Source organism: Streptomyces sp. NPDC096152 (genome assembly GCF_044763235.1).
GTDB lineage: Bacteria > Actinomycetota > Actinomycetes > Streptomycetales > Streptomycetaceae > Streptomyces.
Genome location: NZ_JBIWFW010000002.1, coordinates 630,852 through 643,674, shown reverse-complemented (window position 1 = coordinate 643,674; position 12,823 = coordinate 630,852). Strand labels below are relative to the sequence as shown.

General features: G+C 69.8%; 16 protein-coding genes. 4 read left to right on the top strand and 12 right to left on the bottom strand.

Features of this window, described 5'->3' with window-relative positions; all coding sequences use genetic code 11:
• Positions 1-124: 124 nt before the first annotated feature.
• The 5 genes from ACIQ9G_RS08430 to map form a co-directional block, all read right to left on the bottom strand.
• Positions 125-658, bottom strand: coding sequence for an SRPBCC family protein (locus ACIQ9G_RS08430; RefSeq protein WP_403607544.1), 534 nt, complete (start codon positions 656-658; stop codon positions 125-127).
• A gap of 294 nt (positions 659-952) precedes the next feature.
• Positions 953-1,519: a GNAT family N-acetyltransferase gene (locus tag ACIQ9G_RS08425; protein WP_403607543.1), complete on the bottom strand. Its 567-nt coding sequence runs from the start codon at positions 1,517-1,519 to the stop codon at positions 953-955.
• 53 nt (positions 1,520-1,572) lie between these two features.
• Positions 1,573-2,511: a MerR family transcriptional regulator gene (locus ACIQ9G_RS08420; protein WP_403607542.1), complete on the bottom strand. Its 939-nt coding sequence runs from the start codon at positions 2,509-2,511 to the stop codon at positions 1,573-1,575.
• 103 nt (positions 2,512-2,614) lie between these two features.
• Positions 2,615-3,475 (bottom strand): phosphotransferase enzyme family protein, encoded by an 861-nt coding sequence (locus ACIQ9G_RS08415; RefSeq protein ID WP_403607541.1) that lies wholly within the window; start codon positions 3,473-3,475, stop codon positions 2,615-2,617.
• A 153-nt stretch (positions 3,476-3,628) separates the two neighbouring features.
• Complete coding sequence (gene map / locus ACIQ9G_RS08410) at positions 3,629-4,396, bottom strand: type I methionyl aminopeptidase (protein WP_403607540.1); 768 nt, start codon at positions 4,394-4,396, stop codon at positions 3,629-3,631.
• Between the two features lie 62 nt (positions 4,397-4,458).
• Between map and ACIQ9G_RS08405 the strand changes: the two genes are divergently transcribed.
• A complete protein-coding gene (locus tag ACIQ9G_RS08405; RefSeq protein ID WP_403607539.1) occupies positions 4,459-4,743 on the top strand; it encodes a helix-turn-helix domain-containing protein in 285 nt (94 codons plus the stop codon).
• Between the two features lie 103 nt (positions 4,744-4,846).
• On the opposite strand, the gene ACIQ9G_RS08400 is transcribed toward ACIQ9G_RS08405, so the two are convergent.
• Both ACIQ9G_RS08400 and ACIQ9G_RS08395 read right to left on the bottom strand, forming a co-directional pair.
• On the bottom strand, positions 4,847-5,239 hold the full coding sequence (locus tag ACIQ9G_RS08400; RefSeq protein WP_403607538.1) for a VOC family protein: 393 nt from the start codon (positions 5,237-5,239) through the stop codon (positions 4,847-4,849).
• Positions 5,240-5,584: 345 nt separating this feature from the next.
• The gene (locus tag ACIQ9G_RS08395) at positions 5,585-6,178 is read right to left on the bottom strand and encodes a hypothetical protein (protein WP_403607537.1); all 594 of its coding nucleotides are present in this window, start codon (positions 6,176-6,178) and stop codon (positions 5,585-5,587) included.
• Between the two features lie 261 nt (positions 6,179-6,439).
• On the opposite strand from ACIQ9G_RS08395, the gene ACIQ9G_RS08390 reads away from it, so the two are divergent.
• Positions 6,440-6,787: a DUF1330 domain-containing protein gene (locus ACIQ9G_RS08390; RefSeq protein WP_403607536.1), complete on the top strand. Its 348-nt coding sequence runs from the start codon at positions 6,440-6,442 to the stop codon at positions 6,785-6,787.
• A gap of 158 nt (positions 6,788-6,945) precedes the next feature.
• Here ACIQ9G_RS08390 and ACIQ9G_RS08385 read toward each other — a convergent pair whose 3' ends face one another.
• The gene (locus tag ACIQ9G_RS08385; protein WP_403607535.1) at positions 6,946-7,659 is read right to left on the bottom strand and encodes an SDR family NAD(P)-dependent oxidoreductase; all 714 of its coding nucleotides are present in this window, start codon (positions 7,657-7,659) and stop codon (positions 6,946-6,948) included.
• 101 nt (positions 7,660-7,760) lie between these two features.
• On the opposite strand from ACIQ9G_RS08385, the gene ACIQ9G_RS08380 reads away from it, so the two are divergent.
• The gene (locus ACIQ9G_RS08380; RefSeq protein WP_403607534.1) at positions 7,761-8,609 is read left to right on the top strand and encodes a helix-turn-helix transcriptional regulator; all 849 of its coding nucleotides are present in this window, start codon (positions 7,761-7,763) and stop codon (positions 8,607-8,609) included.
• A gap of 178 nt (positions 8,610-8,787) precedes the next feature.
• On the opposite strand, the gene ACIQ9G_RS08375 is transcribed toward ACIQ9G_RS08380, so the two are convergent.
• The 3 genes from ACIQ9G_RS08375 to ACIQ9G_RS08365 are packed head-to-tail and all read right to left on the bottom strand — an operon-like array spanning position 8,788 to position 11,261.
• Positions 8,788-9,606, bottom strand: a complete 819-nt coding sequence (locus tag ACIQ9G_RS08375; protein WP_403607533.1) for an ABC transporter permease — start codon at positions 9,604-9,606, stop codon at positions 8,788-8,790.
• Positions 9,603-10,565 carry an ATP-binding cassette domain-containing protein gene (locus ACIQ9G_RS08370; protein WP_403607532.1) on the bottom strand — a complete coding sequence of 321 codons (963 nt, stop codon included), beginning with the start codon at positions 10,563-10,565 and terminating at the stop codon, positions 9,603-9,605. Before ACIQ9G_RS08370 ends, ACIQ9G_RS08375 begins: the two co-directional genes overlap by 4 nt.
• 30 nt (positions 10,566-10,595) lie before the next feature.
• On the bottom strand, positions 10,596-11,261 hold the full coding sequence (locus ACIQ9G_RS08365) for a DUF4097 family beta strand repeat-containing protein (protein WP_403607531.1): 666 nt from the start codon (positions 11,259-11,261) through the stop codon (positions 10,596-10,598).
• A 223-nt stretch (positions 11,262-11,484) separates the two neighbouring features.
• Between ACIQ9G_RS08365 and ACIQ9G_RS08360 the strand changes: the two genes are divergently transcribed.
• Positions 11,485-12,237, top strand: a complete 753-nt coding sequence (locus ACIQ9G_RS08360; protein WP_403607530.1) for a helix-turn-helix domain-containing protein — start codon at positions 11,485-11,487, stop codon at positions 12,235-12,237.
• Between the two features lie 26 nt (positions 12,238-12,263).
• Here the strand turns inward: ACIQ9G_RS08360 and ACIQ9G_RS08355 are convergent, their stop codons facing one another.
• The gene (locus tag ACIQ9G_RS08355; protein ID WP_403607529.1) at positions 12,264-12,785 is read right to left on the bottom strand and encodes a TspO/MBR family protein; all 522 of its coding nucleotides are present in this window, start codon (positions 12,783-12,785) and stop codon (positions 12,264-12,266) included.
• Positions 12,786-12,823: the final 38 nt, after the last annotated feature.

Genomic DNA, 12,823 nt, shown 5'->3' with positions numbered 1-12,823 from the left:
CTCGGCAGCGGTCGGCCAACATGTTTTCGTACGTCTCGGGGCCGGAGCACCGCCACGGCGTGGAGCAGCTCAGAGGCTCTTTGTAGCGGCGGTCACCGAGTGGCCGGGGCGCCCCCGCGGCAGGTCATTCGCGGCCGCGCTCCGCAAGCGCCTTGATGCCGCGAAGAGTGGCCTCGATCCCCGCGCGCAGTTCCTTCATTCGGAAGGCGATGATCTCCTCCTCCCGGTCCGGCCAGCGCTCGATGGCCAGAGTGACCCCGCTGCGGCCCGGCCCCACGAGGGCCGACTGCCGCAACCGCGTACCCCCGCCCTCGGCCTGGAGTTCGTAGCGCCAGGACGCCAGGGACTTCGCCGGATCCAGCGTCGGTTCGCCGTACCGGCCGTCCGCATCCGTCACCGCCCAGGCGAAGACCCGTTGCTCGTCCAGCTCGACCACATGGGAGACCGTGCGCCACTCGCCGAGCTGCTGGTGATGGTTGAAGCCCTCGAAACGCGCACCCGGCAGGGGACGGTCCGCGCCGTCGAGCCACGCCACGCGCTGCAGCTCCGGGCTGAGCCGGGCGGGCAGGCGAATGTCGGTCACCAGCTCCCAGACCCGCGGCGGGTCTGCCTCTATGCGCACATCACAGTGCACGCTGGGACCCTTGGCAAATCGCATGTCGCCCCTCGGTGTCGGACTGCTGGTGACAGTGCGCAGTCGGTCGGTGGTGGCCATTGCGGACCACCAGACGGCGCTCCATGCGGACCAGGATCACCCGCGGAGCGGGCAGCCCGGGCGCCGCACTCGCGATGGTGTTCATACTCGCAGACTCCGCTCAGGCACGCTGGCGCGCGATCATCGCACCCCACCTCGTGGCCCTGGCCCGCGCCGGCGCCCGCTTCGAGAACGGCCACCTTGCCGAACGCCCCGAAGCCCCGCGGCATGAGCGGCCTTACCCGGCTCCAGGGCATCTTAGGTATGCCTGCGCCGTACGTGCAGATGACCCTCGCGGGGAAACGAGGGCGGCGCCGCGGCCAGGACCGTGTCGAGGTCGTACCGGCTCTTGTACGCCACGCGGCACGAGGCCGGGTTGTCCACTTGGTGCAGGAGCTCCAAACGCTCCAGCCCGTCGGCCCCCAGCGTGTCGAAGGCCCAGCCGGTGAGAGTCTCCAAAGCGCGCGGCGCCACACCCCGCCCGCGGGCACGCGCCGCGGTCCAATAGCCCACCTCGGCCGACGGTTTACCGAACGCTACTTCCTTGAGGACCACATGGCCCACCAATTGCCCGTGGGCCGGATCGGGTTGCGCTTCGAGAACCGCGAAACCGAACCGATCCCATGCTGCCCAGCCCCGCTCCTGGCCTTGCACCCATTGCATCGCATCGGCTTCGTTCTCCACCACCGAGCTGGTCCAGTGGCGCAGTGTGGGGTCTCGGAACGCGTCGACGAGTGCGGCAATGTCTCCCCTGCACCAAGGGCGAAGGACGAGGGCGGGAGCGGACGGCGTCGCGCCCGCGTGCAAGAGGACGGTGTCGTTCACCGTCCGATGGTATGCGGCAGTGTTCGTCCCCCACTGCCGGCGATCCCGGCCCACTACGGTTCCATTCGGACGCGGACGGCCTGGACGGCCCAGTTGAACGCCGGCGCCAGGCTCTGCGGGGCGGGCCAGCCGTTGATCACTGCGAGCAGCTGGAAGTGCCGATCCCGGCGTGGGTCGCTCACCCTTTCCAGCCGGGCCAGCAGCAGGCGGCGCAGCTCGGCGTCGTCGAGGCGGCCGAGGACCTGGGCATAGTTCGCCGCCAGCGCCGCAACGATCCGATCGGCTTGGCGCGAGGCCGGGGCGATGCCCGCCGCCAAGGCGGGGCCGGCCTGGTCACGGACGGCCGCAGCGAAGTCGCGGCGCAGCCCCACCGTGTCGCCTTGGGCCTGTTCGGCCGCGTAGTCCTCGATCATCCGCCGTACGCTCACGCGGAAATCCGGGTCCATGGCCAGTTCGGCCCACTCCACCCATGCCCGGACCTGCTCCACCTCGGCGTAGTCGGGTATCTCGGGTGTCATCGAGCGCCTGACCCCCGCGAACACCGGGTCGGCGCCGAGACCGCCGAAGGCGGCATCGAGGAAATCGCCGATCAGACTTCGGCGTTCGTCCTCAGAGAGCCGGGCCAGCTTGTGCACTTGATCCGTCTCCTCAGCAGTGAGCCCGCGCTCGGCTACCGCCGTCAGCACCGCGTGCCGCAGGCGCAGGACGCGGATCTGCACGACCAGGGCCTCGGCGTGCGTGGCAGCGATCTCAGGAAGCGAGAGCTCCCTGTCCACGACCCTGCGGATCGTGGACAGGTCCAGCCCCAGGTCCCGCAGGGTTCGCACAAGGTCCAGGCGCGCGACGGCGTCGATGTTGTAGAGGCGGTAGCCGGCCGGGCTGCGGTCCGTCGGCGCCACGATCCCGCGATCGGAGTAGAACCGAATGGTCTTGACCGTCAGACCGGTCCGCCGGGCCAGTTCGCCGATCGAGTAGAGCGTGTCGCCGTCCATGCTCCCCACCTTGGCGTCTCCCCCTGCGGGAGACTCAAGCCCGTCCGCCTGCCGACGGCCGATCACTCCACCAGTCTCCGGCTACGACCTCGAAGGTCCGCGATCAGCCAGATGAGCCACGGGTGTCGAAGCCCTTGCGATCGAGTACTGCTCGGATCCGGCCGAGCCACTCTGTGCCCAGCCGGCGCCCGTTGGGGAGTTGGTCGTCTCGATCCCAGCGCCACGTTGTGATCATCGTCAGCACGAGGATCCGGCACTCGCGCAGCAAGTCCTGATTGACACCCGGATAGTGCTCGCCGACTTCTTCGGGGGCATGGGCGATGTCGAATTCGACGGGCCCACGGCAGCACGTCTCGAAGTCTATGAACAGCAGCCCGTTCTTCGTGGTGAGCACGTTGCCCGGGTGCGGCTCGCCGTGCAGCGGCTGCTCGGCGCCGCCGCGCTCGCCGATCACCCGTCTCAGGCTTCGTAACGTGTCGCCGAGCAGTTCCCGGTCCGCGTCGGCGAGGGCCGGAGTGCGGTCGCGGTTCGCCACGAGTCGTTGGGCCTGCTCGACTCGATCCGTGAATCGCGGCGTCGGGACGTCGAGCTCGCGCATACCGGCATGCAGCCGCTCGAGCGCATTGGCGTAGTCGGCTGGTGAGATCTCTCGAGGTGTCACGGGTTCGTAGTAGGTCCATAGCGTGACCACGAAGCCGTCACGCTCATGGACGCGTGGCTCCACCCGAGGGTCGAGAGCGGCCACAGGGCACCCGGATTCGGCGAGCCGCTGAGCAAGCTCGACTTCGAACTGTGCGACCTGATGCGCTTCAGGTGCCACCCGGGCCAGGACGTCGCAAGGCAGCAGACGCAGAGTGAGCTTGTTCGAGTCATGAAGAACGATCGCGTCGTTGGCTGTCAGGCCAAGTGATGAGGCGGTCGACAGGGCCGCGGCCATCGCACGCGGGACATCTGATGCCTGCATCGTCGCCCGGCCCCTCTCCGTTGAGCGCTGCCATGTGAGCGCTCCCATGACTCTCCAAGCGGTGGACATTTATACCAAGTTGTCGATCGGGAGTCGCGGTGGCGCGAGCGGCAGGGTGCGACGGAATCGGCGATCTGCCCCTTCGATTCGAGGTCAGGGCAGGGTGAGGATGCGGGGGCCGTCCTCGGTGATGGCGATGGTGTGTTCGATGTGGGCGGCTCGGCTGCCGTCGATCGTGCGCAGGGTCCATCCGTCGGGGTCGGTGCGGTACTCGTTGCGGCCTCCGGCCATGAGCATGGGTTCGATGGCGAGGGCGAGGCCGTGACGCAGGGGGAAGCCGCGGCCGGGTCGTCCGTGGTTGGGGACGTGGGGATCTTCGTGCATCCTGCGGCCGATGCCGTGGCCGCCGAAGTCGGCCGGCATGCCGCAGTCGGCCTTGCGGGCGACCGTGCTGATGGCATGGGCGATGTCGCCGATGCGATGGCCGACGGTGGCGGCGGCGATGCCGGCGTCCAGGGCCTGCTGGGTGGCCGTGATGAGTTCCAGGTCGGCGCGGCGAGGGGTGCCGACGGTGAAGCTGATCGCGGCGTCGCCGGTCCAGCCGTCGAGTTCGGCTCCGCAGTCGATGCTGACGAGGTCGCCGTCGCGCAGGCGGTAGTCGCCGGGGATGCCATGCACGACGGCGTCGTTCACGGAGGCGCAGATCACGGCGGGGAAGGGGATCGGGGCGAAGGCGGGCTGGTAACCCAGGAACGGAGAACGCGCTCCGGCCTTCGTCAGGACGGTGCGGGCGGCTTCGTCGAGCTCGCGCAGACGTACTCCCACGGATGCCGCTGCCCGGGCGGCTGCGAGTGCGTGGGCCACGACACGTCCGGCTTCTCGCATCGCCTCCAGTGCCGTGTCGGTCTTGATCTCCACCATGTGTCGTGACTCCCTGCCATGCGACGCCGCCCAATACTTATACCGGTATTAGTATCACGGGTATGGTCAGAGTTCCTTTGACTCCGCAAGAGCGGCAGCGCGGAGAGCGCTTCGGGGTCCTGCTCCGCCGGGCCCGCGGTGACCGAAGCATGGTCGACGTGGCGGCAGCCGCCGGGGTGTCCGCCGAAACTCTCCGCAAGATCGAAACCGGCCGGGCCCCGACCCCGGCCTTCTTCACCGTGGCAGCCCTGGCCCACGCGCTGCACCTGTCCCTCGACGACCTCGCCGCCGCCTGCGCGGAAGACGCCGGAGGCGGCGAAGGCGGCGAGCGGGCCATGTCGGCGTGACCGTCGGGCCCGAACCCGCGCCATACGGCCGAGAGTCGGATGTTCCTGAGCAGGGCGTGGACCCAGTCGCCGCAGCGGCCGGGCTGCGCACGCGGGCAACGGCTTACCGCGGCTTGGTCGCGATCTGGATGAGGTTGCCGCAGGTGTCCTCGAACACCGCGGTGGTGACGGGGCCCATCTCCACGGGCTCCTGAGTGAAGCGGACGCCGAGGCCGCTCAGACGCTCGTACTCCGCCTTCACGTCGTCGACGGCGAACTGGGCGAGCGGGATGCCGTCCCGCACGAGCGCGTCACGGTAAGGCTTGACGGCCGGGTGGCCGGCGGGTTCCAGGAGGAGTTCGGTGCCGTCGGGCTCGTCGGGTGAGACGACGGTCAGCCATCGAGCCTCCTCACCCAGCGGGACATCGTGCTTCTTCACGAAGCCGAGGATCTCGGTGTAGAAGTGCTCGGCCTTGGCCTGGTCGTCGACGAAGACGCTGGTCAGATGGATCTTCATGGGCTGCTCTCCTCAGGTCCGGCTGCGTCTGGCACGGGCCGTCGCTCGGTGATCTGCCGCAGCGGGGCTGTGTTCAGGTCATGGAACTCTTGACTTGCTCTCCGTGGTGAAGCTGGGAGATTCCGGCCTGCTCGCTCGGTGCTGTGCCGCTACGCGGCACGGGCATCGGGCGGGCTTCCGCGGCTTCCTGCTTCGTCGCACTGTGCCAGAACGGGTCCGGCGTGAAGACCAACCACCCCATACTGCTGCCCGAACCCCTGATGCCGTGCGAGACGACGATCAGCGGGGCGGGGAGAGCAGGCGGATGGTCCGAGCCCGTCAGCCGGCTGGAGGCGGACCACGGCCTCAGCCGAACGGGGAGGCGCTTCCCGGCCTGCATCCATCGGGGACGCTGTTGCCACTGATGTTGAAATCCCCGCAGGTCAGGAAGACGTGGTTCAGTCTGCCGAGCGTGAAGGCGAGTACTCCGACGGCCACGATCGCACCGACGACTCTTCGCTGCTGCTGCGCGGAGAGCTCGGATCCCCCGAACAGCAGGATCTGGAGGAGTAACCAGGTCAGCAGCGGTGCGCCGATGATGCTGAGGATGCCGCCGGCCAGGAAGAGCACCTCTCGCGACAGCCCGCCGTCGCGGGGCACGATGGCGGCGAGGGCCAGCCAGCCGCTGGGCATCGCCAGACAGGCCAGGTACGCCCATCCGTGCCGCGGCAGGCGTTCACGGAGCAGCAAGGCGCTGATCAGCACACCGGTCGACACCGCCCAGAGGGTGAGCACCTGGTAGTAGAAGACGACGTGGTAGGCGCCGAGCGTGAAAGCCGGCTCCCAGACCGTCAGCGCTCCGCCGCCCGCGACGACGGCAGCCGTTGCTTCCCAGCGTTCGCTGTCCGGCCCGCGCCGACTCGCGGAGGCTGGATCCGGGGGGCGGTTCTCCTCATCCATGAAGGTCCATATCCGAAGGGGCGGCATATTACGGACATCGTAGGATCAGGTGCTCCGGGGCCTGGGGCTGATAGCCCGTATGTTCCCTTGTTTTGCAGTCGATGGGCGTATGCGCGCGCTGTGCCGCCGGGTCAGGAGTCGATACGGCCACGTCAGGCAACACGGGTTCCGGAGGGGCGCTTACCTGTCAGGTCATCGACCGCGGCACGGCCGCCTGCCACGATCGCAGGCGTACGCAGCCCCGTCGGCCGAGAGGACACCATGCCCGCCTACGCCATCGCGCATCTGCAGGAGGCCGCTCCGCACCCGGAGATCGCCGAGTACATCGAGCGCATCACCGCCACCTTCGAGCCGTACGGCGGCCGTTTCCTCGTGCACGCCGCGCAGCACGAGGTCAAGGAAGGCAGCTGGCCCGGGCACGTCGTGGTGATCTCCTTCCCGGGGATCGCCGAGGCACGGGCCTGGTGGGAGTCCCCCGCCTACCAGGCAATCGCACCGCTGCGCTCACGGCACATCGAAGGCGACATCATCCTGGTCCCGGGCGTCCCCGACGACTACGACCCGGTCGCCACCGCACAGGCGATGCGGGAAGCGCTGCCTGCCGAATAGTGGTCACGGTGTGCCTGGTGTGATCAGGGAGCCGGAACGTCCTGGACAGCGCCTCTCTCCGGCACGAATCGCGTGCCTTCGGGAAGCCGGCCATCGCGTTGCGGTGACGCCACGTCAAGTGCCGAGTCACAGTGGCTGGACACCGACAGTTCTGACGCTCACCAAGGCAACGGCCCCGTCACGTCGAAGTACCCGCCACTGGGGCCGTCCGGGCCCAGCTCTGCCATGCGGACGATGATCTCGGCGCCCTCCTCCACCGTCTGGACCCCGGTGTTGCCGTTCAGGTCCGTCTTGGTGAAGCCGGGTTCCACCGCGTTGACGCGCATGGCCGGGAACGCCTTCGCGTACTGCATGGTGATCATGTTGACCGCGGTCTTCGAGGCCGGGTAGGCGACTCCCGGATAGGCGGCGGCCGGGTGGTCCGGGTCGGCCATGTGCGCGAGCGAGGCCAGGCCGCTGCTGACGTTGACCACGACCGGCGACGCGGATCGCCGCAGCAGCGGCAGGAACGCGTGGGTGACGCGTACCGTGCCGAAGACGTTGGTCTCGAAGACCTCCCGCATCATGGCGGCGGTGACGTCGGCCGCGCCGATCACCTCGTTGTTCGGGCCGCGCGCTTCGATGCCGGCGTTGTTGATCAGTACATCGAGGCCGCCGTCGGCCTCGATCACCTTCACCGCGGCCGCGACGGACGCGTCGTCGGTGACGTCGAGCTGCACGGCCCGCGCCCTGCTGCCCAGTTGTTCGGCCGCGCGGCGGCCCCGGTCCGCGTCCCTGCTGCCGATGTAGACGGTGTGGCCCGCGGCGATCAGGCGGCGGGCGGTCTCGTGGCCGAGGCCCTTGTTCGCTCCGGTGATGAGTGTGTTCGTCATGCCTCCACGATCCGTCCCGCACGCCCCGGCAGCCAGGCGTCCCGTCTTCCTGGGACCAGCGGTACCAGGCAGACACGCGGCGGGCGGGACACACTGGTCGCATGGCGACGGCGGAGTTCGGCAAGGCGGTGCGCCGGTGGCGCGACCGGGTCACGCCCGAGGCGGCAGGTCTGCCGGCGGGCGGGCAGCGGCGCGCGGCCGGGCTGCGCCGCGAGGAGCTGGCCCTGCTGGCCGGGATCTCCGTCGACTACGTCACCCGGCTCGAGCAGGGCCGTGCCACCAGCCCCTCGAGCCAGGTCGTCGAGGCGCTGGCCCGGGCGCTGCGGCTGTCGCAGGAGGAGCGCGCACACCTGTTCCGGCTGGCCGGGCTCGCGCCGCCGGGCCCGGAGACGGTGCCGGCGTACATCACCCCGAGCGTCCAGCGGCTGCTGGACCGGCTGACGGGGACGCCCGTGGCGGTCTTCGACGCCTCCTGGACCCTGCTCATGGCGAACGCTCCCTACGCGGCCCTGATGGGCGATCCGTCCGGTCGGCGCGGCAACGAACGCAACGGTGTGTGGCGCCATTTCCTCGGCCCGGGAACCGGGGCCCGGCGCACGCCACAGGCGCAGCGCGATCACGAGGCCGCGCTCGTCGCGGACCTGCGCGCGGCCGCCGAACGCTACCCCGCCGACCGGCGGTTGCAACGGCTGATCGCCGAACTGCACGCGGGCAGCGGACGGTTCGCCGAGCTCTGGGACACGAGCACCGCCGGCCGCCACGAGGCCTCGCCGAAGACCATCGACCACCCCCAGGTCGGGGCGGTGACGCTGGACTGCGACATCCTCACCGTGGCCGGCAGCGACCTGCGGATCATGGTCTACACCGCCGAACCAGGCACGGACGACGCCGAACGTCTCGCCCTCCTCACCGTGCTCGGGACCCAGAACCTCAGCAAGCCCACCCCCTGACACGCCCCGCCCGGACAGCCACAGTCGTAGCAGGGCGAGGGTGACCAGGGCCTGATGGTGGCGCGGCCTCCTTGCACGCTCTTCGCGCACGAACGGGGCGGCGTACTTCGACGGGGTGTCGGTGTACGCCGCCCTCGGGTGGGACGCGCTGCGGGGGTGGCCCGCGTTTGTCACCCGGTTACTTCGGGTCTTCGTTGAACTTCGCGGTCGACCAGAAGTGGCCGAGCACCGCGAGGCCCAGGCACCAGGCGACGGCGAGCCAGCCGTTGTCGCCGATCCCGGTGCCGAGCAGCAGACCGCGCAGCGTCTCGATGGCGGGGGTGAAGGGCTGGTACTGGGCGATGGGCTGGAACCAGCCGGGCATGGAGTGCAGCGGGACGAAGGCACTGGAGAGCAGTGGCAGCAGGATCAACGGCATGGCGTTGTTGCCGGCAGCCTCGGCGTTCGGGCTGACGAGGCCCATGCCGACCGCGATCCAGGTGAGCGCCGTGGCGAACAGTACGAGCAGTCCGAACGCCGCGAGCCACTCCAGGACGGTGGCGTCGGTGGAGCGGAAGCCGATGGCCACGGCGACGGCGCCGACGAGGACCACACTGATGATCGACTGCAGCACGCTGCCGACGACGTGTCCGACGATCACGGAGCCGCGGTGGATCGCCATGGTGCGGAAGCGGGCGATGATGCCCACGGTCATGTCGTTGGAGACGGAGACCGCGGTGCCGACCGTGGTGCTGCCGATGGTCATCAGCAACAGTCCCGGGACGATGTAGGCGATGTACTTGGCGCGGTCCGGGCCCCCGCCGCCGATGCCCGCACTCATGGTGTCGCCGAAGATGTAGACGAAGAGCAGCAACAGCATGATCGGGGTGAGCAGCAGGTTCAGCGTGAGCGACGGGTAGCGCCTGGCGTGCAGGAGATTGCGGCGCAGCATCGTGGACGAGTCGCGTACGGCGAGGGAGATCCGGGCCGGGCGGGTGGGAGCAAGAGGGGTGCTCATCGCAGGGTCTCCTCGGGCTGGTGGGGGACGCCGGCGCCGCCGGTCAGGGCGAAGAAGACGTCGTCGAGGTCAGGGGTGTGCACGGTCAGCGCGTCCGCCTCGATACCAGCCGAGTCCAGCCGGTCGAGGAGGGAGCGCAGCTCGTGCTGGCGGCCGTCGCTCGGGATCCGCAGCGCGAGGGCTTCGTCGTCCCGGGTGGCCTCGCCCAGGGCCGAGACGGCGCTGCGGTACGCGGCCGGGTCGGTGAAGCGCAGCCGGATGTGCCCGCCGGGGACGAGCCGCTTCAGCTCCTCGGCGGTGCCCTGGGCGGCGATCCTGCCGTCGTCGAGTACGGCGATACGGTCGGCGAGCTCGTCGGCCTCCTCCAGGTACTGGGTGGTGAGGAAGACGGTGACGCCGTCGGTGACGAGCTCGCGGATGATCTGCCACATGGTGTGGCGGGAGCGGGGGTCGAGGCCGGTGGTCGGCTCGTCCAGGAAGATGATGCGCGGGTCTCCGACCAGGGTCATGGCGATGTCGAGGCGGCGCTTCAGGCCGCCGGAGTAGGTGGAGGCGGGCTTCTTCGCGGCCTCGGTGAGGTCGAAGCGCTCCAGCAGCCCGGCGGTGACCTGCCGCCCCTCTCGCTTGGAGAGGTGGTGCAGGTCCGCCATGAGGAGCATGTTCTCCTCGCCGGTGATCAGGCCGTCGACGGCGGAGAACTGTCCGGTGACGCCGATCGCGGCGCGCACGGCCTGCGCGTCGGTGGCGGGGTCGTGGCCGCCGACGCGGATCCGGCCGCTGTCGGGGTCGGGGCTGATGAGGGTGGAGAGGATCTTGACGGCGGTGGTCTTGCCGGCGCCGTTCGGGCCGAGCAGGGAGAAGACCGTTCCTTCCTCGACGGCCAGGTCGACGCCGTCGAGCACGACCTTGTCGCCGTAGGACTTGCGCAACCCGTTCGCCGCGATGGCGAGGTTGGTCATGAGAAGTGCCCCTTCTTACCGACTGCGGATCTACAGGCTGCGGGCGGTGATGTCGCCGTGTGAGGTGGTGGCGCGGATGTCGAGTTCGGCCTTGCCGTCGTTCTTGAGGGCGTTGCTGATGCGGCCGTGGCCGGTGCCGGCGTCCAGGGAGGCGGAGACCCCCGGGGCGGCACCGACCGAGATGTCGCCGGACTGGGTGCGCAGCACGACCGTGCCGCGCCCGGCCTCGGCGATGCGGATGTCGCCCCGTGCGGTGCTGATCTCCGAGGGGCCGCCCAGTCGGCCGATCTCGACGTCGCCGTCGATGGCGGTGAGGTGGAGGCCGGCGGCTTCGTCGATCTTGATCTGACGGTAAGCACCGTCGAAGGTGACGTCGCCGAGGCGGCCGACGGCGCGGAGCTCGGAGCCGGCTGCCTTCGCCTCGACGCGGGAGCCGGCGGGCAGTTGGACGGTCACCTCGACGGATCCGGAGGGGCCGAAGAGCTGGCTCTTCGCCTCCGGGGCCTCGATCCGCACGACGCCGTCGCCGTAGGCGACCTCGACCTGCTCCGCCGCCTTCACGTCGCGGCTCTTGGAGGCGTCTGCGGGCAGGACCTCGACCGTGATGTTGGCCCGGTCGGCGGCGATGAGCTGGATGCGTCCGGCGGGGATGTGGATGACAGCGGCGACGGGGACGGGGGTGTCGAACCTCTGCATCGTGCACTCCTTCGTACTGTTTTTTCTTACGACGGAAACGCTACGTTGCGTTTACATATCTGACAACCAACTCGTTGCATATGCTCCCCATCGCCCCAGGCAGATTGCCTTAAATCGTTGCAATGAATTGAAAGATAACGCAACAACCCAGATCTTGATCATTGCAATGAGATGGCGGTGAACGCTATTCTGGGAAGCACCACGGAACATGAAGGAGGCCGCGATGCCGGGAGGCAGACTCACCCAGCAGGAGCGCCAGCAGATCGCGCTGGGACTGGCCGACGGCCTCGCCTACGCGGAGATCGCCAGACGCCTCGACCGTCCGACCTCGACCATCACCCGCGAAGTCATGCGCAACGGCGGCCCCACCGCCTACCGCTCCGACCTCGCGCACCGCGCCACCGAACGCCGCGCCCACCGGCGCAGGCAGACCGCGCCCCGGGGACCGCAGGCACCCCCGCAGGCCTACGGTCGCGATCCCGAGGCCGTGCGCGCGTACGAAGAGACGCTCACCACCGTCTTCATGCAGTCGGGAACGCCCCAGATGATGGCGCGGGTCATGGCCTGCCTCACCATCAGCGACGCGGGCAGCCTCACCGCGTCCGAACTCGTCCAGCGCCTCCAGGTCAGCCCGGCGTCCGTCTCCAAGGCCATCACGTTCCTGGAGAGCCAGGACCTCGTTCGCCGGGAACGCGACGAACGCCGCCGCGAGCGCTACGTCGTCGACGCCGAGGTCATGTACCAGGCGATGATGGCCAGCGCCCGGTCCACCGCCCAGGTCGCCGAAACCGCACGGCAGGGCGTCGGCGTCCTCGGCGCCGCCACCCCGGCCGGCACCCGCCTCGAGAACACCGCCCGCTTCCTCGACTTCGTCTCCGAGAGCCTCGCCCGAGCGGCGGACCAGGCCCGCGAAATCCTCCACACGAAACCCGGAACAACCTCGGACCACACCGCCGAGCCGGATTCGGATCGCTGACGGGCAGCCGTCCTACGGCCCGCCCCTCAGCGGGACGGCCCGCGGCGGCGACCCCGATTGCGCCGGACCAGCGAGCCGTTCAGGGCGGTGGCGAACAGACACCAGGCGGTGTAGGGGGCCAGTGCCGCGGCGGCCGGACGGTCGGTGCGGGCCACCTGCCGCACCAGCTGAGCGTTGCTCAGGTCCAGCGCGACGGTGCCGAGCAGGCCTGCCCTCGGGCTGCGGCGGCCGAAGAAGAGATGGTTCCAGGCGGCGTTCAGCCCCAGGTTGACCGCCAGGCCTGCCGCCAGTGCCGTTCGTTCGCGGCCGCGGGCCCGGCTCAGCGCCCGCCCGGCGGACCAGGCGATCGTCGCGTACAGCGGCGTCCACACGACGCCGAACGCCCAGGACGGCGGCTGCCACGCCGGCTTGTCCAAGGTCCGGCACCAGCCGCTGTCGGCGTCGACGGCCCGAGCCCCCGCCACGGCGGTCGCCGCGACGGCGGCAGCCGCACCGACCGTCCACGCACCGCGCCTGCCGGGCCGCGCATACCCACTGATCACCTTCACGAGAACACCTATACCCGCACCTGTCCCGATACGCCCCT